We start from the raw sequence: 22,300 nt of genomic DNA on the forward strand, positions 1-22,300 counted from the left end.
GCCCACCGAATCCGCGGTGAATGCACCGGCTGTAATCAGACCCTGTTTGGTGCCGGTGATGGACATGTAAGCTGGCGTCGCCATTGAGGCTCTCCTTGCTGAAAAATGAGACTTGAAAGGCCCAAATGCCGCTCAAGTGCTGAACTGGGTAATCAAAGTTCGTGCCAGATTTTATCAAGTCATTTAAAAACAAGGAGTTACGTGAAGTAAGGAATTTTGCTGGTTATTTTTTAAACAAAAGCCTCTCAAAAGTGCGCAAGAAGTTGCGCAGTACTGTGCAACTTCTTGCGCACTCGTCTACAGCTCACGGTTTATATACGCTCTGGGCATGTATCCACACAGTTATCCACATTTGAGTGCGCAACTTCTTGCGCAGTTGGTGTTTTTTGCCAGGGGAGTGTTGAGGAGGATTTCAGGGTGTAAGTTGAAGTGAGATGAGTCCTTGTCCGGGGGTAATCGTAGAACAAAAAAAAGACGACTGCGGAGGGGATTTGGTTGTATGTCGCCTGCCATTTTTCTCTCATTAATACACAGTGTGTTAATGACGGCAGGGTGTGAGTTTGAGGAGGGCTTGAATTATTTTCGAATTATCAGAATTTTCCGATAGCTATCCCGTTTGAGTGCAACGAAGATTGTCGGACAAATTTTGCCACATTGATTAATGAATTTCGGTTTTCATACTAAGAGCTCAACCTATTGATTTATAAGTGATAAAGCAAAAATCAGGCACTATTTCTTCAGCGTCCGTAGGCTTGATTTTAAGTCTTGTCAAGCAAGTCGGCGTAACCGGTTCTGATATGCAAAAGTGTCGGTCAGTTGTTTTGAAAATATGAAAGGCATAATCCTTTGTGATGAGTCGGTGGCGGTTTTTTGGTAACGACTCGTTAATTTTTTGTGTATCCTCTCGGCCCGCATCAAATGTCAAAGTGCCATAAAGGTGTTGATGACGCTTGATATAAAGCCAGTTTGGGCCCGTGTTCAGAGTATGGGTCGAAAGTTGCTTAAGGGATGTGCCAGGAGGCACGAACGCTGTGGCGTTCAATCATCAAGGAGGTATAGATGACGTATTCAAGCACGCTAATGGTCCGCTATGCCGACTTGGTCCGGCAGCCCATTTCCAGTGACAGTTTTGCCGGTGATGAAGTTCGCTACTCCAGTGAGTTTGAAGCGCTGGAAGCGGAGCTGGAAAAGGCTCAATCACTGCACGCCAGCGGCCCGATCGACTGGCTGAAAGTTCAGGAAAACAGCGAGCACATTCTTCGACATTCTTCCAAGGATTTGCGTGTTGCTGCGTGGCTGACGTGGGCGTTGCACCTGCGTGAGTCGTTTGCCGGCTTGCACGCAGGATTGGGCCTGCTCGTGTACCTGTGTGAGCACCACTGGGAACAATTCCACCCTGCCAAGGCGCGCACTCGCGCGGCTGCCATTGGATGGTTGGTGCCACGCCTTGAAGGTGCGTTAAAAGACGACGTGCCGATCAAGGAGCAACTGCCGCTCTTTCGCAGTCTGGTCAAACAGTTGCAAGCGCTGGACGCGGTGCTGACCCGGCACCTGGATGATGCCGCACCGTTGCTGCTGCCCATTCACCGGCGACTGGCCAACATGGTCCAGCGCGCTGCCAATAATGAGCCCGAACCTGGCGTCGTCGGGGCTGTGGTCGCTCAGGTCAAGCAGGCCGCCAACCAGCTGTTCACGCCTGGCACTCCCATCGATAACGAAAAGGATGCGCAAAAAGCCCTGCGTGGCCAGCAGGACAGTGCGCGTGCGCTGTGCGGCTGGTGGCTCAAACACAAAGCCACGGATGTGCGGGCGTTGCGCCTCAATCGCACGTTGATGTGGATGGCTATCGATGCCGTGCCTGAGCGCAACGCGGAGCACATTACCGCGCTGCGCGGGCTGCCTGCCGACAAGCTCAAGGCCTATGAAGATCGTTTCGCCCAGGGGCAGTACGCCGATTTGCTGGTCGAGGTAGAAGCAAGCCTGGGCAAGGCCCCGTTCTGGTTCGATGGTCACCGGATTGTGTGGGAATGCTTGCAGGCCCTGAACGCCGACCTCGCCATGCGCGAAGTGGAGATTCACTTCAGCCTGCTGGTTCAGCGACTGCCGGGCATCATTGAATTGCGCTTCCATGACGGCGCACCGTTTGCTGACCCCGCGACGCGCGCATGGATCAGTGCCAGCGTCATGCCGCACCTGCAAAGCGCCAGTGCGCCGCGCAAGGTTGAAGTGGCCGCTACTCAGCCTGCCTGGGAGCTTGCCCTTGACGAGGTGCTGCCGATCCTGCGCAAGGACGGCCTCAAACCCGCCGTGCAGATCCTCAAGCAAGGTTTGCAAAATGCTCAGGGCGGGCGCGTGCGATTTTTTTGGCAGTTCGCCCTCGCGCGACTGTGTTTCATGGCCAAGAAGTACGAGCTGGCCAAGACCCAGCTTGAAACCCTGGACCAAACCTTACAGGACTCAGGCCTGAATGCCTGGGAACCCGATCTTGCGCTGCAAGTGCTGCATTTATTGCATAGCTGCTGCGAGTTATTGCCGCAGAACCATGCCGTACGCGAACGCAGGGATGAGATATATCGCAGGTTGTGCCACCTCGATCTTGAAGTGGTACTCGAATAGGCCCCAGGGTCACACAAGCAAGGAAAAAAACCATGGCCAAAGAAGGCTCGGTAGCCCCCAAGGAACGCATCAACGTCACCTTCAAACCCGCCACCGGTGGCGCGCAGGAGGAAATCGAACTGCCGTTGAAGCTGCTTTCGATCGGTGATTACACCCACCGCAAGGACGAACGCAAAGTCGAAGATCGCAAGCCGATCAGCATCGACAAAATGACGTTCGATGAAGTGCTGGCCAAACAAGAGCTGAGCCTGACCTTGAGCGTTCCCAACCGTCTTCAGGAACAAAGCGACACTGAAGAGTTGGCCGTCGAACTGCGCGTTAACTCGATGAAAGACTTCAACCCGGCCAGCCTTGTTGAGCAAGTGCCCGAGTTGAAAAAACTGATGGAGCTGCGCGACGCACTGATGGCCCTTAAAGGACCGCTGGGGAATGCGCCAGCCTTTCGCAAAGCCATTGAAGGCGTATTGGCCGACGATGAATCCCGTGGTCGCGTATTGGGTGAGCTGGGCTTGAACGCCGCCGCCCAGGACGCTTGAGCCCCCATCAGCCAAGGAAGACAACGCAATGAGCACCCATGCAGCGCAGCAAAGCAGTACGGAAAACGGCGAATACAGCATTCTCGACACCATCATCGCGCAGACCCGTCTGACGCCGGACGATGAGGCCTATGACATTGCCAAGCGAGGCGTGTCGGCCTTTATTGAGGAGTTGCTCAAGCCGCAGAACAATGGCGAGCCGGTCAAGAAGGCCATGGTTGACCGCATGATCGCGCAGATCGATGCCAAGCTCAGCCGCCAGATGGACGAAATCCTGCACCACCCTGATTTCCAGTCGCTGGAGTCGTCGTGGCGTGGCCTGCAATTGCTGGTCGATCGCACGGACTTCCGTGAAAACATCAAGATCGAAATCCTCAATGTGTCCAAGGAAGACTTGCTGGACGATTTCGAGGATTCGCCGGAAGTCATGCAGGCCGGCCTCTATAAGCACATCTACACCGCTGAATACGGCCAGTTCGGTGGGCAGCCGGTGGGCGCGATCATCGCCAACTATTACCTGTCGCCCAGCTCGCCCGACGTGAAGCTGATGCAGTACGTGTCCAGTGTGGCGTGCATGTCCCATGCGCCGTTCATTGCGGCGGCCGGTCCTAAATTCTTTGGCCTGGAAAGCTTCACTGGCTTGCCGGACCTCAAAGACCTGAAAGATCACTTTGAAGGCCCGCAGTTCGCCAAGTGGCAGAGCTTCCGCCAATCGGAAGACTCGCGTTACGTCGGCCTGACAGTGCCGCGCTTCTTGCTGCGCAACCCGTATGACCCGGAAGAAAACCCGGTCAAATCGTTCGTCTACAAAGAAACCGTTGCCAACAGCCACGAGCACTACCTGTGGGGCAACACGGCCTACGCCTTCGGTACCAAACTGACGGACAGCTTCGCCAAATTCCGCTGGTGCCCGAACATCATCGGCCCGCAAAGCGGTGGCGCAGTCGAAGACTTGCCGTTGCACCATTTCGAAAGCATGGGCGAGATCGAGACCAAGATTCCGACCGAAGTGCTGGTGTCCGACCGTCGTGAGTACGAATTGGCCGAGGAAGGTTTCATTTCCCTGACCATGCGTAAAGGCAGTGATAACGCTGCCTTCTTCTCGGCCAGTTCGGTGCAGAAGCCCAAATTCTTTGGCATCAGTGCCGAAGGCAAAGCCGCCGAACTGAACTACAAGCTGGGCACCCAGCTGCCGTACATGATGATCGTCAACCGTCTGGCCCACTACTTGAAAGTGCTGCAGCGCGAGCAACTCGGATCGTGGAAAGAGCGTACCGACCTTGAGCTGGAACTGAACAAGTGGATCCGCCAGTACGTGGCCGATCAGGAGAACCCGAGCGCGGAAGTCCGGGGTCGTCGTCCGCTGCGTGCGGCGCAAATCATCGTCAGTGACGTTGAAGGGGAGCCGGGCTGGTACCGCGTCAGCCTCAATGTGCGCCCGCACTTCAAGTACATGGGCGCCGATTTCACGTTGTCCCTGGTGGGCAAGCTGGACAAAGAGTAAGCGGAGCGACGCATGACGGGATACGGCAGCCTTTTCGAACGCCTGAACGGCGATGCGGATAAACGCATCGGCTGGAGCCGGGAAGTTTCGGCCATGGCGTCAGTGGCTGCCCATCTCGGCAAGATGCTCAGCACCCGGGCGGGCAGCGTGCAAACGTTGTCCGATTACGGGTTGCCCGATCTCAATGACATGCGCTTGAGCCTGCATGACGCGTTGAGTCAGGCCCGCGAGGCGATCGAAGGTTTCATTGAAGCCTACGAGCCGCGCTTGAACCGTGTGTGTGTCGTTTCCTTGCCCCGTGATCACGATCAACTGCGCCTGACCTTCAGTATCGAAGGGCTGCTGGAAGTTGAAGGCATCAAGCGGCACGTGGCTTTTTCCGCCTGCCTGGACGGCAGCGGCCAAGTCAAGGTGACCTGACGCTACATCACGCGGGTCTAGCGACCGCAAGCAAGCAGTTCCTTTCTCGCCGTACAGGGCACTCTGACGCGGCGGGCAAGGCAGATTTTTCATGAGTTTTAATGCCAGGAAGGTATTTCGTGTCCTTTAACCACTACTACCAAAGCGAGCTCACCGCACTTCGCCAGTTAGGTCGACGATTCGCCGAGCGCAGCCCGGCATTGGCACCTTTTCTGGGGCAAGCCGGGCGTGATCCAGATGTGGAGCGGTTGCTGGAGGGGTTTGCCTTTCTGACCGGCCGTTTGCGCCAAAAGCTGGATGACGAGTTGCCCGAACTGAGCCACTCGTTGATGCAGCTGCTGTGGCCCAATTACATGCGCCCGTTGCCAGCCTTCAGTATTTTGCAGTTTGACCCGCTCACCGTGCCGGGCCCCGGCCTCAAGGTGAAGCGCGATACGCCGGTCGAAAGCGAGCCGATTGATGAGGTGCAGTGCCGTTTTCGCACCTGCTACCCGACCGACGTAATGGCACTCGATCTGAAGGCTTTGAATTATTCGGTCAAGGGCGACGGATCGCTGCTTAGCCTGCGTCTGGAAATGAGCGCCGACGGGCATCTGGGGGAGCTGGAACTGAGCCGTTTGCGTTTGCACTTTGCCGGCGAGCGTTACATCAGCCAGATGTTGTACCTGAGCGTGCTGCGCAATCTGGAAAGCATCGAGCTGGTCCCGCTGGACGCCTCGGGCAATCCGCTGGAAGGGGCGGGCGGGCGCACGATGGCATTCAAGATGCCCGGCGACCGGGTGAAACCGGTAGGTTTTGCCGAAGAGGAAGCCCTGATTCCGTACCCGCTTAATACGTTTCGCGGTTATCGCTATTTGCAGGAATATTTCGCGTTTCAGGACAAATTTCTGTTTGTCGATGTCAACGGCCTGGACATCCTCAAATCCCTGCCGCAAGACACTCTCAAGCAAATGCGCGGTCTGGAGCTGCGCTTTGAGATCCGCAAGAGTGGCATTCAGCGGTTACGCCCGACGCTGGAAAACGTGAAGCTCCATTGCACACCGATTGTGAACCTGTTCAAGCACGACGCGTCACCGATCCGCCTTGACGGCAAGCAGGACGAGTACCTGCTGCTGCCCGCCAGGTATGAGCAGGCGCACTGCGGCGTGTTTTCAGTCGAAAGCGTCATCGGCTGGAAGCCCGGAGGCCTGGGTTATCAGGACTACGTGCCGTTCGAGTCGTTCGAGCACGACCCCAGCTTTGACGTGCCCACGGCCCGTTCTCATTACAGTCTTCGTCAGCGCTCCTCGCTGTTGCACGAGGGCCTCGACACCTACCTGAGCTTCAGCCTGCGTGACATCGAGGCCCACGAAACCCTGTCGATCGAGCTGACCTGCACCAATCAGAACCTGCCGCGCAGGCTCAAACTCGGGGACATCTGTCGCTCCTGTGAAAAAACCCCGGAGTTCCTGACCTTTCGCAACATTACCCCGGCGACCTCCAGTTATGCGCCGCCGATCAACCGTGACTTTCTGTGGAAGCTGATCAGCAACATGTCGCTGAACTACCTGTCGCTGGCCGATGTGAATGCCTTGAAGGTCATCCTCGAAACCTACGACCTGCCGCGCTACTACGACCAACACGCAGAGAAAGTCAGCCAGCGGCTGCTGGGCGGGCTCAAGTCGATCCGCCACGAACACGTTGACCGCTTGCACCGCGGCCTGCCCGTGCGCGGGCTACGCACCGAACTGACCGTCGACACCCAAGGGTATATCGGTGAAGGCGACCTGTTCGTGTTTGCGTCGGTGCTCAATGAGTTTTTCGCCCTTTACGCCAGCCTTAACTCGTACCACGAGTTGCGCGTAAAGAGCACACAGGGAGAGGTGTACCAATGGACACCACGTATGGGCCTACAGCCACTTCTTTGAATGGGCTGAGCCAGGTGATACGCGAGTACTCGCTGTTTCAGGCGGTATTGCTGGTGATAGAGCGGTTGCGTGACGCGCACCCGCTGCTGAGTGAAGACGACCTTTACGACCACGTGGAGTTTCAGGCCAACCCGAGCCTGGGCTTCCCGGGCAGCGATGTGGACCGCGTGGAGTTTTTTAATGAGCACGGGCAACTGCGGGCACGTTTGCGCTTCAACCTGATCGGGTTGGTCGGGGCCAGTTCGCCCTTGCCGGCGTTCTATGGCGAGCAGGCGCTGGGTGACGGTGAAGACGGCAATCCGACGCGTCACTTTCTGGATGTGTTCCACCACCGCCTGCAACGGCTGATGTTGCCCATCTGGAAAAAGTACCGTTATCGCGCGAGTTTCCAGAGCGGTGCGCTGGACCCGTTTTCAGCGCAACTGTTTGCGTTGATCGGTCTGGGAGGCGAAGACATTCGTCAGGCCAAAGAGCTGAACTGGAAGCGCTTGTTGCCGTATCTGGGGTTGCTCAGCTTACGGGCGCACTCGGCGGCCCTGATTGAAGCGGTGTTGCGTTACTACTTCAAGCACGCCGAGCTGACCATCGAGCAGTGCATTGAACGGCGGGTCGAGATTCTTGAGGAACAGCGAAATCGCCTCGGCCGGGCCAACAGCCTGCTGGGGGAAGACCTGGTGCTGGGGGAGCGGGTGCGGGACCGCAGCGGCAAGTTCCGCATTTATATCCGTCAACTGAACTGGGAACGCTTTCACGAGTTTTTGCCGATCGGTTTTGGCTATCAGCCGCTGTGTGCACTGGTGCGTTTTACCTTGCGCGACCCGCTGGACTACGACATCCGGCTGGTGTTGCGTCAGGAAGAAATCCGCGAACTACGCATTGGCGAACAGAACGCCTGCCGATTGGGCTGGACCAGTTGGCTGGGACGCGAGCGGGCTGATGGTGTGGTGACGCTGGGCAGCAAAATTCATTAAGGACTGATGACTCATGATCAATGTAGACCTGCAACAACTGATTCAGGCGTTGGACGCCGAGACCCGGCGCGACCTCGAAGGCTCGGCTGAGCGCTGCGTGGCCCGTGGCGGTCATAAAGTGCTGGTAGAAGACTTGCTGCTGGGCCTGCTCGAACGCCCGCAAGGCTTACTGACCCGCGCGCTGCAAGACGCCGACGTGGAGCCCGGCGAGCTGAGCGCGGCACTGCAACCGCGGGCTGAGCACAACGCTTCGCGCAATCCGGTGTTTGCCCCGGAACTGGTGCAATGGCTACAAGACGCGCTGTTGGTGGCCAACCTTGAGTTGGGTCAAAGCCAGGTTGAGCAGGCGGCATTGATTCTTGCGCTGCTACGCAATCCGATGCGTTACGCCGGCAGCCATTATTTACCTTTGCTCAGCCAGTTGAACATCGAACGCCTCAAAGGGTTTGCGCTGTCGCATACCCCGCCGGCTGACGCCGCCAAGCCCACGGTGCAGGGCGAGTCGCTGCTGGCGCGCTTCACTCACAACTTGACCCAGCAGGCCCGCGACGGCCAGCTGGATCCCGTGTTGTGCCGCGATGACGCGATTCGCCAGATGATCGACATTCTGGCCCGTCGCCGTAAAAACAACCCGATCGTGGTGGGCGAAGCAGGCGTGGGCAAAACCGCGATTGTGGAGGGGCTGGCGTCGCGCATCGCCGCCGGAGAAGTGCCGCAGGCGCTCAAAGGCGTCGAGTTGATGGTTCTGGACATGGGGTTGTTGCAAGCCGGGGCCAGCGTCAAGGGTGAGTTCGAGCGCCGCCTCAAAGGGGTGATTGATGAGGTCAAAGCATCGCCCCGGCCGATCATCCTGTTCATTGACGAGGCCCACACCCTGATCGGCGCCGGGGGCACGGCGGGCAGTTCGGATGCCGCCAACTTGCTCAAGCCTGCATTGGCTCGCGGAGAGCTGCGTACCATCGCGGCCACCACTTGGTCCGAATACAAGAAGTACTTTGAAAAAGACCCGGCGCTGGCCCGGCGTTTCCAGCCTGTTCAGTTACACGAGCCCACGGTCAGTGAAGCCGTGACCATTCTGCGTGGCCTGGCGCACGTTTATGAAAAAAGCCACGGCATCTACCTGCGTGATGACGCGGTCGTGGCAGCGGCCGAACTGTCGGCCCGTTACCTGGCCGGGCGTCAGCTTCCGGACAAAGCCGTGGATGTGTTGGACACCGCGTGTGCGCGGGTGCGCATCAGCCTGGCGGCGGCCCCGCAGCGTCTGGAACAACTGCGCGGCGAGCTGGCGCAAGGCGAGCGGCAACGCCGGGCCCTGCGTCGCGATGCCGAAGCCGGCCTGATGATCGATCTTGACGCCTTGACGTTGCTGGAAACTCGTTTGACCGCCGCCGAGCGCGAACGCGAAGCGCTTGAAACATCATGGACTGAACAAAAGGCCCTGGCCGAAACGGTGCTCGAACAACGCAAGCAGTTGGCCACGGCGCGGACGATGGCGGCGGCTGTGCCGGACACTGCCATGGACGAAGACCCGCAAGCGGGCATCGAAACGCTCGAAGCGGCCCTGGGTGAAACCCACCGCGCATTGACCCAGGCCCAAGCGACTGAGCGTCTGGTCAGTTTTGAGGTGTGCCCGCGGCTGGTGGCAGAGGTCATCAGTGCCTGGACGGGCGTTCCTCTGGCGCAATTGGCGCGGGAGCACAATGCCAAGGTCGCACGCTTTGCCACCGACTTACGCACCCGTATTCGTGGTCAGGAGCAGGCCGTGCATGCCCTCGACCGCTCCATGCGTGCCACTGCTGCGGGCCTGAACAAACCGGACGCACCGGTGGGCGTGTTTTTGCTGGTGGGGCCCAGTGGTGTCGGCAAGACCGAAACCGCTCTGGCACTGGCCGATCTGCTGTATGGCGGCGAGCGCTTTATGACCACCATCAACATGTCCGAATTCCAGGAGAAGCACACCGTTTCGCGACTGATCGGCGCACCGCCCGGCTATGTCGGGTATGGCGAGGGCGGCATGCTCACCGAAGCCGTGCGGCAAAAGCCGTACTCGGTGGTGCTGCTCGATGAAGTCGAAAAAGCTGACCCGGACGTGCTGAACCTGTTCTATCAAATCTTCGACAAAGGCGTGGCCAATGACGGGGAAGGGCGCGAAATCGATTTTCGCAACACCCTGATCCTGATGACGTCCAACTTGGGCAGCGAGCGCATTTCGCAACTCTGCGAACACGGCGCACGTCCAACGGCCGAGGTGCTGGAAGCGACCATCCGCCCGGTACTCAGCCAACACTTCAAACCGGCACTGCTGGCCCGTATGCGCGTCGTGCCTTACTACCCGGTCGGCGGCCCGGTTTTGCGCGAGCTGATTGAAATCAAGCTGGGCCGATTGGGCGAGCGCCTGGCGCGTCGTCAGTTGGCGTTCAGCTTCTGCCAGGCCTTGGTAGACGAGTTGGCCGAGCGCTGCACCCAGAGTGACAGTGGCGCGCGCCTGATCGACCACTTGCTGGAGCAACATGTGTTGCCGCTGGTGGCCGACCGTTTGCTGGACGCCATGGCGCAGGGGGAGAGTCTGCAGCGGGTGCACGCCACGCTTGACGCCCATGCCGGTGTCATCTGTGAGTTCGCTTGAGGTGGGCGTGATGTTTACCCATGTCGATCAGCCATTGGTGTATGCGCAGACCTTGCTCACCCACTTCATGCACCTGGCCCAGGCCCCGGACCACGAGGCATTGGTCGGCGGTTTTGTGCAGGGTGTGGCCGGGCTCAGTGGCTGCGAGCTGGTGCAACTCTACGTACTGGACGCCACCCACACCCGTTTGGGCCTGAGCGCGCAATACCTGAACGGGCATGCGCACACCCGGGAGGAGCAGAGTGTTCCGGCCGACTACAACGGCGAACAGTTGTTGCAGTTTGCGTTATGCCAAAACCGTGTGGTGTGCCTCAGCGACCTGAATACCCGGTTGCATGAGCTGAGTTTTCTGCCTACCGGGGTGGTGTGGAACGCGCTGCTGTGCGTGCCGCTGCTCAATCAGAAACAGGCTGTGGAAGGAGTATTGCTGTGCGCCAGTCAACGCCAGCAAGACCTGAACGTTTTTGCCGAATCGTTGGCCCAGCTCGGTTCGTTCGTACTCGGGCAATTGCATGTGCAGCACGCCTTGCGGCTCTCGTCGGGTGACGTGCCCGCGCCCTTGGTGAGTGAGCCAAGGGTCAGCGGTTACGGGCTGATCGGTGAAAGCCCGGTCATGCGTGAGACCTACTCGTTGATCAGCAAAGTGCTGCACAGCCCGTACACGGTCTTGCTGTTGGGTGAAACCGGCAGCGGAAAAGAAGTGGTGGCGCGGGCCATTCACGATTACGGCCCACGCCGCTCGAAGCCGTTTATTGTGCAGAACTGTGCGGCCTTCCCGGAAAACCTGCTCGAAAGTGAATTGTTTGGCTTTCGCAAAGGCGCCTTCACCGGGGCAGACTGCGACCGTCGCGGCCTGTTCGATGCCGCCAATGGTGGCACGTTGTTGCTCGATGAAATCGGTGACATGCCGCTTTCGTTGCAAGCCAAGTTGCTGCGGGTGTTGCAGGAAGGCGAGATCCGCCCGCTGGGCAGCAACGACACCCACACCATTGACGTGAGGATCATTGCAGCCACCCACCGTGACCTCGCGGTGCTGGTCAGTGAAGGCAAGTTCCGCGAGGACTTGTATTACCGGCTGGCGCAATTCCCGATTGAGTTGCCGCCCCTGCGGCTGCGTGAGGGCGACATCCTGGTGCTGGCCCGGCATTTCGCCAAAAAGGCCTGCGCCTTCCTGCGCCGCGACGTCCTGCACTGGTCGCAGGCAGCGCTGGACCATCTGGCGGCTTATCCCTTCCCGGGCAACGTGCGCGAACTCAAAGGGCTGGTCGAACGCGCGGTGCTGCTGTGCGAAGGCCGTGAGCTGATGCCCGAACATTTTGCCCGACGTGCCGACCTGGCCCTGGAAGGCAGCAGCTTGAGCCTGCGTGAGCGTCTGGAGCAAGTGGAGCGCAGTTGGGTGCTCGACTGCCTGCGCAAAAACGATGGCAACCAAACGCTGGCCGCACGGGAACTGGGATTGCCACGCCGCACGTTGCTGTACCGCATGGAGCGCCTGAATGTTCAGGTGGGTGAGCGTGATGGTTAGCGTGTGCCGTTACCACCCGTGATGCGTGTTTATGAATGGCCACTGTGCCTGCGCAGGCCATTGAATGTTGTTTACGTCTGGAGACACCCCTGATGCCTGTTCGTCACTGGCAAGCCGTGCTGTTGGCCCTCGTCGTTGTATGCGGCGTGAGCGGTTGCAACAGCAATTACAAATTCAACGACAACGTCTATCGCCCCTTGGGTGATCCGCAGGCGGTCAATCGCGGCAAGTGACCGCAAGGAGCAAGATCATGGAACTGGTTTTCGAAATGCTGAACACCAAGCAGTTCGTGCCTGCGCAGTTGTGCCAGAAAACATTCACCCGCGCGGGAGGCGTGATCGGCCGGGCAGCGGACTGTGACTGGGTGATCCCGGATGAAAAGCGGCATCTGTCCAATCACCATGCATTGATCACGTACCGCGACGGTGTGTTTTACCTCACCGACACCAGCACTAACGGCATGCAGGACCGTGAGACCGGCGCACGCCTGCCCAGGGGCGAACCCCTGCGCATTGAAAGCGGCTCGGGCTATGTGCTGGGCGACTTTGAGATTCGTGCGCGGTTGATCCGTGACCCGGCAGGTCCGGACATTGAATTCGGGCTGCCACAGCCCGCGGGCAGTGTGATTCCGGACGATGCCTTCTTTGATCTTGATCCGCTCAATGCCCTGACTCAGCTCGACCCGGATGAGGCCAGGATCAACGAACTGCTCAACCCGAAAACGGCCGAGGCGCCACCCCGTCAACGGGCTGATTACGCCCAAATCGATCAGGAACGGCTGATCGTGCCGCACTTGGTCAAAGCCCCTGAACCCGTTGAACCGGTTGCCCCCGCGCCTGCTGTTGAGGAACAAAGTGATGGCTTTTGGGCGCATTTCGGAGCAGCCCTGGGGGTTGATCTTATGGGCATGGACCACGAGGCCCGCGAAGCCCTCGCACTGAATGCCGCGCGCTTGCTCAAACAAAGCGTCAGCGGGTTGCAGCAGAGTCTGCGCACCCGCAGCGAGTTGAAAAACGAATTGCGTCTGGCGCAAACCACGGTGCAAACCACGCAAAAAAACCCGTTGAAAGTGGCCATCGACCCGGGTGAAGCCCTTTCGATCCTGCTTCAGCCGGGGCGCCCGGGGCAGCTCACGGCCGAACAGGCGGTTGCCCGTGCCTTTCGTGATGTGCAAGCCCATCAGGTGGCGTTGCTGACCGCCAGCCGGGCGGCACTGCGGGGCACCCTGGAACACTTTTCGCCAGAGCGCATGACCCTGCGTTTCGAGCGGGACAACAAACCGTTACTGGCCACTTCGGGCAGCCGCTGGAGAGCCTTCACCCGTTATCACCAGGCCTTGCAGCAAGACGATGACTGGAGCGAACGCCTGCTGGCCCGCGATTTCGCCCAAGCCTACGAAGAACAGGTGCGCCTGATCGGCTCCCTACACCACGACTACCAAGGATGAAGCGTATGTCTTGCAGCCCGACCCGTGTATTGAAAACGCTGTGTGTCGTTGCCGCGTGGGAACTGATGGCAGGGTGCTCGACCCTGTCGCCGTATTCGACCCTGACCAAGGTCAACCTCACGCTGCAAGCCAGCGACCAGTTGAACCCGGACCTCAATGGCCGCCCGTCGCCGGTGGTGGTGAGCCTGTTCGAGCTCAAGCACCCGGTGGCGTTCGAAAACGCAGACTTTTTCAGCCTGTATGAACACCCCAAAGAGGCGCTGAGCCCGGACATGGTGACCAGCGAGCAATTGGAGCTGCGTCCCGGTGAAACCCTGGAGCTCAAGCTCAGTGTGGAGGAGGGCAGCCGCTTCATCGGCGTGCTGGCCGCTTATCGCGACTTGCCCGATACGCAGTGGCGCTACACGGTGCAGGTCACGCCGCAGGAGATGACGGACGTTTCTCTGATTCTGGACAAGACCGGCATCCTCAATGCCCAAAAAATGCTCGCCAAGGCGGATGACTGATCATGAATGCACACAAAGTCATTTGGCAGGAAGGCATGCTGCTGCGCCCGCAGCACTTTCAACACAACGACCGCTATTACGATCACCAGATGAAAACCCGCACCCAGTTGCTGGGCAGTTACATCTGGGGCTTTCTGAGCCTGGAAATCGATTTGCAGTTCCTCAGCATGGGTAAAGTGGTCGTCAGCCAGGCGTCAGGAATCCTTCCCGACGGCAGCCTGTTCGAGCTGGGGGGCAACACCGATCCACTGGCCCTCGACGTGCCGCCCAACACCGGCAATACCCCGGTTTATCTGGCGTTGCCGCTGGTCACGGGGAACCACATCGAAGCGCGACGCCCGGAGCAGTCCGACGTCCTGGCGCGCTACACCGCGTACGAAGCCGAAGTCACTGACTCCAACGCGGGGGATGACTCGGCCAGCCAGGTCAGTTGTGCACGCCCGGACTTCCGCCTGCTGCTGGGCGAACAGCAGAGCGATCAGGCGTACGTCAAACTGAAGCTCTGCGATGTGCTCGACACCACCCCGGACGGCGTTATCAGCCTCAATCAGGACTTTGTGCCCACGTTTATTCAGGCTCATTCCTCCAGTTACCTGCTGTCGTGCCTCAAAGAAATCATCAGCATGCTCGGTCACCGCGGCGACACCATCGCTGAGCGCATTCGCTCCAATGGCAAGGTGGGCGGGGCGGAGGTGGGTGATTTCATGATGTTGCAATTGATTAACCGCACCGAGCTGCTGTTGCGCCACTACTTGGGGCTTAAACAGGTACACCCGGAAGAGTTGTACCGCACGCTGCTGACCATGCTGGGCGAGTTGGCGACCTTCTCCAGTGACACCAAACGTCCGCGGATGGAAACCGGTTATCAGCACAGTGACCAGGGCGGGAGCTTTCGCAGGCTGATGGACGCGATCCGCCAGGTGTTGTCGATGGTGCTTGAACAACACGCCATCGAGCTGATCCTGCAAGCGCGCCAGTACGGCATCCTGGTGTCGCCGCTGCACGACCACAAATTGCTGACCTCGGCCTCGTTTGTACTGGCGGCCAGCGCCCATTGCGACAACGAAGAGTTGCGCCATCGCTTACCGGCGCACTTGAAAGTAGGCCCCGTGGAGCAGATCCGCCAATTGGTGAACCTGCACTTGCCCGGCATCAAGGTCAAACCGTTACCGGTGGCGCCTCGCCAGATTGCCTTTCACGCCAACAAAACCTATTTCATCCTCGAACTCAGTCCTGATGACGTGGCACAGCTGGAGCGTTCCGGAGGCTTTGCATTCCACGTTTCCGGGGAGTTCTCCGAGCTTGAACTGAAATTCTGGGCCATCAGGAACTGACCGACATGATCAAGGACATGGAACACAGCCAGGACGAGAAAACCGTCCTGCTTGACCGCAAGGGCAAAGGCCCGGTTGCGGGGCCGCTGACTGACTTTTCTTCGCCGCCGCGTTTTGAGCAACTGGAACAGCGCATGATTTACGCCGCGCGCATGCGCCCGGCGCAGACCTTCAGCATCAGCCTCAATTCGCTGGTGGCAGCGGCCTCTGAAGTATTGAGTGAAGTGGTGCGGCTCAAACACGCCAAAACCCGTGAGGACCTGACGCCATTGAACAGGCGCCTGACCAATGCCGTGCGGGAGTTTGAAGTGCGCGCCGCGCACAACGGCGCAGAAAGCAGCGAGGTCATGACGGCCCGTTACGTGCTGTGCACGGTGGTTGACGAAGCGGTGGTCACCACCGTGTGGGGCAGCGAAAGCGAATGGTCGAAGATCAGCCTGTTGAGCAGCTTTCACAGCGAAACCTTTGGCGGCGAAAAAGTCTTCAGCTTGCTTGAGCAGCTGTCCAAAAACCCGGTCAGGCACTTGCCGATGCTGGAGTTGTTGTACCTCTGCCTGGCGCTGGGTTTTGAAGGGAAATACCGGGTGCAACCGCGCGGCATGCTGGAACTCGAAGGCATCCGTGATGCGCTGTATCGCCAGATCCGCCAATTGCGCGGCGACGTGCCTCGCGAACTGTCGCCGCAGTGGCAGGGCTTGAGCCAACAGCGCCGTCACCTGGTGCGCATCGTGCCCGCCTGGATGGTGGTGCTGTTTACCCTGGTGTGCCTGGGGGTGATGTATTCCGGGTTTGCCTGGGTGTTGGGCGAGCAACGCCAGACAGTTCTGCAACCTTACCAGCAGCTTGATCCGGCCCCGGTTCAGCCCAAGCCGCAGCCGTAAACAAGGACGTGTGATGAAAAATTTTGTCAAAAATATCGGCGCATTCTTGTGCAAGACCTGGGTCTGGACCCTGCTCCTGCTGCTGTTCGCCGCGCTGTTGGTGTGGTTTGTCGGGCCGCTGTTGGCCGTCAACGATTACAAGTTCTGGGAAAGCCCGATTTCGCGTTTGCTGACCATCAGCGGGCTGATCCTGATGTGGGGCCTGTTCATGGTCTATGCCAACTGGCGGGCCGGGGTGCGCAAGCAGGCCTTAGAGGACAGTACCGACGGTCAGGAACGGCTGCGTCAGACCGAGAAGGCCGAGCAAGAGCGCAAGGCGCTCAGAGAGCGCTTCAAGGACGCCCTCAACACGCTCAAAACCTCCAGCGTCTATCGCGGGCGCAGCGAACGTTGGCGCAATGATTTACCGTGGTACTTGCTGATCGGCCCCCAGGGCAGCGGTAAAACCAGTTTGCTGGCGTACTCGGGGCTGGAATTTCCGATCAACACGCTGGAGCGCAAACTGACCCGTGACACCCAGGGCACCCCACTGTGCGACTGGTACTTTGCCGATCACGGCGTCCTGATCGACACCGCCGGGCGCTACATGGCCCAGCCGGATGCCGAAGTGGATGGCGGCGGCTGGAAGACCTTGCTCGGCCTGCTGCGGCAACGTCGTCGCAACCGCCCCCTGAACGGTGTGTTGGTCACTATTGAGGTGCAGGACCTGATGGAGGGCACCGCTGAGACGGTGGAAGCACTGGCACGCCTGGTGCGTGCCCGGTTGCAGGACATCCATCAACAGTTGCACGCGAATGTGCCGGTGTATCTGGTGCTGAGCAAGGCCGATCAATTGCTCGGTTTCGACGCCTTTTTCGACCAGTTGAGCCGTGAAGAAAGCGATCAGGTGCTTGGCACCACGCTGCGTAAAGACCAGAGCGGGACCGACGCAACGGTCCTGCGCGCCGAGTTCGAAGAACTCCTGCGTCGCCTGAACAGCCAGGTCATCATGCGCATGCATCAGGAGCGTGACCCTCAGCGTCGGGCGCGAATCCTCGACTTCCCGCACCAACTGGGGCAAATCGGCACTAACCTGTGCGCGTTTGTGGACATCGCCTTCAACGGCAACCGTTATCACCGCGTCAGCCAACTGCGCGGGTTCTACCTGACCAGTGCCCCGCACGCGTCCCCGGTTCAGACCTCGGCCGCCACTGCCGATCATGACGAACATCTGGACAACCTGGGCGTTGATGGGTTGCCCGGTATGCAACGCGGGCGCGCCTCCTTTATTCACCACCTGTTCAGCCGGGTGATTTTCCCGGAAGCGGATCTGGCGGGGCTCGACAAGCGCGAGCGGCGACGCATTCATTGGGGCCAGCGGGCATTGTATGTGGGTGCGCTGGCGGCACTGGCGTTGTTTGGCGTGCTCTGGGCAGGCGGTTTTTCGGCCAATTCTGAGCGTCTTGAGCGGGTGCGTGCCCTGGCTCAGGAGTGGGTGCAGCAACGCACGGCCCTGACGGCCAACCTGGATGCGCGGGCGGTGCTCAAGCCGCTGGACACGTTATACGCGGCCACCCAGGTATTCCCGACACCCGGCGAGGCGTCGTACCTGGAGCGCGGCGGCCTGTATCAGGGCGAAGCCACTAACCCGGTGGTCACCACGGCGTATGATCAGCAGCTTGAAAAGCAGCTGTTGCCGCACGTGGCCACACTGCTTGAAGGGCAGATCCGGAGCAATCTGAAAAACCGTGAACGCCTGCTCAATAGCCTGCGCGCTTACCTGATGCTGAACATGAAAGAGCGTCGGGACACCGCTTGGCTGAAAGAGTGGGTGGCCGCCGACTGGTCGGTGCGTTATGCAGGCAATGCCGAGGTGCAGAACGGCCTGAACACGCACTTTGAACGTTTGCTCAAGCAGCCGTTCGCGTACACGCTCGACGATCAGTTGGTGGCGCAGGCGCGTCAGGTGCTGCGCAGCGAATCGCTGGCCAACGTGGTGTATCGGATGTTGCGCGAGCAGGCGCGCAGCTTGCCCGAGTACCGCCTGAGCCAACACCTGGGGCCGCAAGGCAATCTGTTTCTCGGCACGGAGTATGTGATCCCGGGTTTCTACACCCAAAGCGGCTATCAGCAGTATTTCTCGGTGCAAAGCACCACGCTGGTGACCGATATCCTGGAAGACAATTGGGTGCTGGGCGAAGGCCCCGGTATGAGCGGGATGGACTTGCGTCGTCTGATGGTGGAGCTGGAGCAGCTGTATTTCCGCGACTACGCCAACTATTGGGGAGAAGCGGTCGGTCGGGTGGCCTTGCAGCCCATCAATGATGCTGCGCAAGGGGCTGAACTACTGGCCGGTTTGACCTCAGCCAATTCGCCCATGCTGCAACTGTTGGTCGAAGTGCGCGATAACACCCGCTTCCAGGCCATCGCCGACGGTCTGGAGGCGGCGGGCGAAGCCACAGAAGCGCTGGCGCAAAAAACCGGCAAGGCAGGCAAGGCGCTCCAGCCGGTGGCCGGTAAAGCGTCGCAGGCGGTGGCGGCCAAACTGCCCGACACCGCCAAAAAGTCACTGCAGCGCCGCTTTGAACCGTTGCACCGCTTGCTTGATGACAATAACGGCCCTGCGGCTGATTTGACCCCAGCCCTTCAGGCGCTCAATGACGTGCAGTTGCAACTGACCAGCCTGGCCCGGGCCAGTGCGCCGCAACAAGCCGCCTACGAGATGACCAAAGTGCGCATGGGTGGCCAGCGCGATGCGTTGAGCAGCTTGCGCACGGCCTCGACACGCTTGCCGCGCCCGGTGGGTGCATGGTTGAACGTGCTGGCTGAAGACACCTGGCGGTTGTTGCTCGACGATACCTATGACTACCTGAACCAGCGTTATCAAAGCGAGTTGTACAGCTATTACGGCAAAGCCATCAGCAAGCGCTACCCGTTCTATGCCCACAGCACCAGCGATGTGGCCCTGAGCGATTTCCGTGATTTCTTCAAGGCCCAGGGGATTGCCGACAAGTTTTTCGACAACTACCTGCGCGCCTTCGTCAGTGGCGATCCGGGCAATTACCGGCTGCGCAGTGTGGATGGTCACAGCGTGCCGATTTCGAAGGCCTATCTGGACCAAATGGGCTCGGCACAGGTGATTCGCCAGAGTTTCTTCGCTGAGAACCCGGCCGAGCCGCGTGTGCAGTTCAAGCTGGAGCCTTACACGCTGGACGCCGCCGTCAGCCGCTCGGCGTTTACCTTTGGCGACAAGGTGATTGAATACCGCCACGGCCCGATTGTGCCGGTGGCCTTCACATGGCCCACCGATACAGCCGCCGGCAGGACCAGCCTGGTGCTGGACAAAATGGTCGGGCGCCCGGTGGGCATCGAAAAAAATACCGGAGCGTGGTCGCTGTTCCGCCTGTTTGACTTGATGCAAACCGAGTCACTGAGCGGGCGTGACGTGTTGGTGCTCAAAGCTGATCTCGGCGGGTTGCGGGCCAACTACCTGTTGACCACTGCGCGTGCGCCGAACCCGTTCGACATGGGGGTTATCCGCACCTTCCGTATGCCGGTGCAGCTCTGATGCGCCCGACCGGGCTCTGGCACAGCGCTGCGCGCACTGACCCCGGCAAGGTACGGGCGCGCAACGAGGATGCGTTTCTGGAGTGTCCGCAACACGGCTTATGGGTAGTGGCCGATGGCATGGGCGGGCATCAGGGCGGCGATATCGCCAGCCAGTTGATCGTTGCCAGCCTGGCGGATTTGCCGGTGGAGGTGGATTTCGACGCACGTCTGAAAAACGTTCGTCAGTGCCTGCACTGGCTCAACCGTCGACTGGGCCAGGAACTGACCGTGACCGCCGGGCGTTCCGACAGCATCATGGGCAGCACGGTGGTGGCGGTGTTGATGGAGGGCAACCGCGCCGCGTGTGTCTGGGCGGGGGACAGTCGGTGCTACTTATGGCGAGGCCAACGCTTGTACCAGCTGTCGAGGGACCATTCCCTGCAGCAGCAATTGATTGACGAGCAGCAAATGAGTGCCGAGCAGGCCAAGGCGCATCCCTCAGCCCATGCACTGACCCGTGCAGTGGGCGCCAGTGAGCAGTTGACGCTGGATGTCCTGGAGCTGGAAACCTGTCCGGATGATGCCTTTTTGTTGTGCAGCGACGGTTTGTATCAAAGTTTGAGCACCGATGCCCTTGGCCACGCGCTGAATCTGCCCGCGCCGCAGTTGGCGCTGGAGCGTTTGTTTGCCGGGGCGCTGCGCGGCGAGGCGCGGGACAACCTGACCGCCGTGGTGATTCGCCAATGATCGAGCCCGATGCCTCAACCGATGATCTGCTGGAAATGGCCGAGCAGGCCCCTAACCTGACGTACTTCGCCTTTGCCAAGAATGCGGTGCGCCAACCCGCACCGGCCCCCACGCAGGCCAGTGTCGGGCAACTGCCGCAGGTGCTTGCCGGTCGCTATCAACTCGAAGGCTTGCTGGGCGCTGGCGGCATGGGGACGGTGTACCGGGCGCGGGATCTGCTGCATGAACAGTACGGCGAACCGTCGCCGTATCTGGCCATCAAGGTGCTAGGTGAAGACGTAGCCGCGGCCCCGGATGCCAGCGCGTTGCTGTACAGCGAATTTGCACTGACGCGACATGTGCGCCATGACAACGTGCTTCGGCTGTACACCTTCGAGGTCGATCAGGACAGTCAGTTGGCCTTTATCAGCATGGAGCTGATGCGCGGGCTGACGCTGGACAAATTGCTGTGCGAGCGCCCCGGTGGGTTGCCGTGGAACCAATTGCGGGAGATCGCCTTGCCACTGCTGGACGCGTTGGTCTGCGCCCATGGTCGTGGGGTCCTGCACGGCGACATCAAGCCCAGCAATGTGATGCTCTGTGACGAGGGAGTCCGCCTGTTCGATTTTGGCCTCGGACAGAGCGAGGAGGGCGTGCTCGACGGTTTGCCGCAGTTGAGCCGCAGCCGTTTCAATGCCTGGACGCCGGGTTATGCGGCGCCTGAGTTGCTGGACGGGCAGCCGTTGACCTCGCGCGCCGATCTGTTCGCCGTGGCTTGCGTGCTGTATGAGCTGGCCGAAGGCAAGCACCCGTTTCAGCGTGTGCCGTCAAATCTGGCGCAGGCGCAAGGCTTGCACTTAAGGTTGCGTGCACCTCGTCATCTGCCCTGGCATTGCTGGCCTGCCTTGCGGGCTGCGCTCAGCCTCGACCCGCAGGCGCGCAGCATCACGGCGCACCAGTTGCGCCAGGCGTGGCATTCCCGCTGGGCCGGGGCGCGGCACTGGCTGGGGCATGTTCAGGTGTGCCGAGGTTGAGTGTCGTCAGCCACGTCGTCCGGGGCGGTTGCCGGGTCGGTTGCTGAAGGCATGTGTGCAGCGTGTTCCAGCTCAATGCATGCACGCTGCAGGTAGCGGCGAATGCGGCTGTCACGGGTTTGTGTGACGCGAAAACCGTCGAGCCCCAACGAGAGCACGAAGGTCAAACCCAGCGCGGTGGCGATGTATTCCAGCGCTTGAGTCGACCAGCCCGGTGTTTTTTGCAGGTAGGCGCTGAGCAGGCTGACCAGAATCGACACCATGATCACCGTCGTAAAGTGCTGATTGATCAAAAACGGTTTGGGTGGCGGGCCAAGGGTTTGCGAATAGTCGCTGATCGCTTGCAGGGTACGCGGGCTATGGCCCATCGCGATGACCCGTTGAAAAAACAGCGCATACGCCAGGTAATCGCAGCGCTCAGACATCCGTTGCCGGGCAATGCCGTACTGTTCGTACTCCTGCGGGTAGAGCCGCCCCAACAGCCGGTCCAGCGTCCTGAAAAACACCATCATGCAGAGTGCGACCCCTGTGACGCAGGCAATGGGCCACAGCGGGTTTGCCCACACAAACAGCGTGCCGGACAAGGCAATGAGCAAACCGGCGACGACCAGGGTCGGCCACACCGCACGCCAACGACCCTGCAACCGCAGTTGGGCATAGTTGAAAATCCGATTGCTTTGAATGTAGGCCTGCTCAATTTGCAACCACTGCTTGTGCATGCTGAGTCTCCTTATCGGTC

General features: G+C 59.7%; 17 protein-coding genes and 1 pseudogene. 16 read left to right on the forward strand and 2 right to left on the reverse strand.

Annotated elements, in window-relative coordinates; genetic code table 11:
* Positions 1-84 (reverse strand): annotated as a pseudogene (locus BKD70_RS24460) (type VI secretion system tube protein Hcp); the annotation flags it as partial.
* A 975-nt stretch (positions 85-1,059) separates the two neighbouring features.
* Between BKD70_RS24460 and tssA the strand changes: the two are divergent.
* The 16 genes from tssA to BKD70_RS20005 all read left to right on the forward strand — a co-directional run bounded on the left by tssA (position 1,060) and on the right by BKD70_RS20005 (position 21,561).
* Entirely contained in the window at positions 1,060-2,616 is a 1,557-nt protein-coding gene (gene tssA / locus BKD70_RS19930; RefSeq protein WP_047274749.1) for a type VI secretion system protein TssA, read from the forward strand.
* A 32-nt stretch (positions 2,617-2,648) separates the two neighbouring features.
* Positions 2,649-3,152: a type VI secretion system contractile sheath small subunit gene (gene tssB, locus BKD70_RS19935; protein WP_047274748.1), complete on the forward strand. Its 504-nt coding sequence runs from the start codon at positions 2,649-2,651 to the stop codon at positions 3,150-3,152.
* A 28-nt stretch (positions 3,153-3,180) separates the two neighbouring features.
* Positions 3,181-4,656: a type VI secretion system contractile sheath large subunit gene (gene tssC / locus BKD70_RS19940; RefSeq protein WP_047274747.1), complete on the forward strand. Its 1,476-nt coding sequence runs from the start codon at positions 3,181-3,183 to the stop codon at positions 4,654-4,656.
* Positions 4,657-4,668: 12 nt separating this feature from the next.
* Positions 4,669-5,076, forward strand: coding sequence for a type VI secretion system baseplate subunit TssE (gene tssE / locus BKD70_RS19945; protein ID WP_047274746.1), 408 nt, complete (start codon positions 4,669-4,671; stop codon positions 5,074-5,076).
* 119 nt (positions 5,077-5,195) lie between these two features.
* Complete coding sequence (gene tssF / locus BKD70_RS19950) at positions 5,196-6,983, forward strand: type VI secretion system baseplate subunit TssF (RefSeq protein ID WP_047274745.1); 1,788 nt, start codon at positions 5,196-5,198, stop codon at positions 6,981-6,983.
* A complete protein-coding gene (tssG, locus tag BKD70_RS19955; RefSeq protein ID WP_047274744.1) occupies positions 6,947-7,954 on the forward strand; it encodes a type VI secretion system baseplate subunit TssG in 1,008 nt (335 codons plus the stop codon). The genes tssF and tssG overlap by 37 nt, the downstream gene beginning before the upstream one ends.
* Before the next feature lie 13 nt (positions 7,955-7,967).
* Positions 7,968-10,580 (forward strand): type VI secretion system ATPase TssH, encoded by a 2,613-nt coding sequence (gene tssH, locus BKD70_RS19960; protein WP_047274743.1) that lies wholly within the window; start codon positions 7,968-7,970, stop codon positions 10,578-10,580.
* A 10-nt stretch (positions 10,581-10,590) separates the two neighbouring features.
* Complete coding sequence (locus BKD70_RS19965) at positions 10,591-12,105, forward strand: sigma-54-dependent Fis family transcriptional regulator (protein WP_047274742.1); 1,515 nt, start codon at positions 10,591-10,593, stop codon at positions 12,103-12,105.
* Positions 12,106-12,197: 92 nt separating this feature from the next.
* A complete protein-coding gene (locus tag BKD70_RS19970; protein ID WP_047274741.1) occupies positions 12,198-12,338 on the forward strand; it encodes a hypothetical protein in 141 nt (46 codons plus the stop codon).
* A gap of 17 nt (positions 12,339-12,355) precedes the next feature.
* On the forward strand, positions 12,356-13,552 hold the full coding sequence (tagH, locus tag BKD70_RS19975) for a type VI secretion system-associated FHA domain protein TagH (RefSeq protein ID WP_047274740.1): 1,197 nt from the start codon (positions 12,356-12,358) through the stop codon (positions 13,550-13,552).
* A gap of 5 nt (positions 13,553-13,557) precedes the next feature.
* Entirely contained in the window at positions 13,558-14,058 is a 501-nt protein-coding gene (gene tssJ, locus BKD70_RS19980; protein ID WP_047274739.1) for a type VI secretion system lipoprotein TssJ, read from the forward strand.
* Positions 14,059-14,060: 2 nt separating this feature from the next.
* Positions 14,061-15,392, forward strand: coding sequence for a type VI secretion system baseplate subunit TssK (tssK, locus tag BKD70_RS19985; protein WP_047274738.1), 1,332 nt, complete (start codon positions 14,061-14,063; stop codon positions 15,390-15,392).
* Between the two features lie 5 nt (positions 15,393-15,397).
* Entirely contained in the window at positions 15,398-16,273 is an 876-nt protein-coding gene (icmH, locus tag BKD70_RS19990; protein WP_047274737.1) for a type IVB secretion system protein IcmH/DotU, read from the forward strand.
* Positions 16,274-16,286: 13 nt separating this feature from the next.
* A complete protein-coding gene (tssM, locus tag BKD70_RS19995; RefSeq protein ID WP_047274736.1) occupies positions 16,287-19,820 on the forward strand; it encodes a type VI secretion system membrane subunit TssM in 3,534 nt (1,177 codons plus the stop codon).
* Complete coding sequence (locus BKD70_RS20000) at positions 19,820-20,548, forward strand: PP2C family serine/threonine-protein phosphatase (protein WP_047274735.1); 729 nt, start codon at positions 19,820-19,822, stop codon at positions 20,546-20,548. Before tssM ends, BKD70_RS20000 begins: the two co-directional genes overlap by 1 nt.
* Positions 20,545-21,561 carry a serine/threonine-protein kinase gene (locus tag BKD70_RS20005; protein WP_047274734.1) on the forward strand — a complete coding sequence of 339 codons (1,017 nt, stop codon included), beginning with the start codon at positions 20,545-20,547 and terminating at the stop codon, positions 21,559-21,561. The genes BKD70_RS20000 and BKD70_RS20005 overlap by 4 nt, the downstream gene beginning before the upstream one ends.
* On the opposite strand, the gene BKD70_RS20010 is transcribed toward BKD70_RS20005, so the two are convergent.
* Positions 21,543-22,280, reverse strand: coding sequence for a hypothetical protein (locus BKD70_RS20010; protein WP_047274733.1), 738 nt, complete (start codon positions 22,278-22,280; stop codon positions 21,543-21,545). The two genes, BKD70_RS20005 and BKD70_RS20010, sit on opposite strands and share 19 nt — an antisense overlap.
* Between the last annotated feature and the right edge of the window lie 20 nt (positions 22,281-22,300).

Source organism: Pseudomonas sp. BS-2016 (genome assembly GCF_001806145.1).
Taxonomy (GTDB): Bacteria; Pseudomonadota; Gammaproteobacteria; order Pseudomonadales; family Pseudomonadaceae; genus Aquipseudomonas; species Aquipseudomonas lundensis.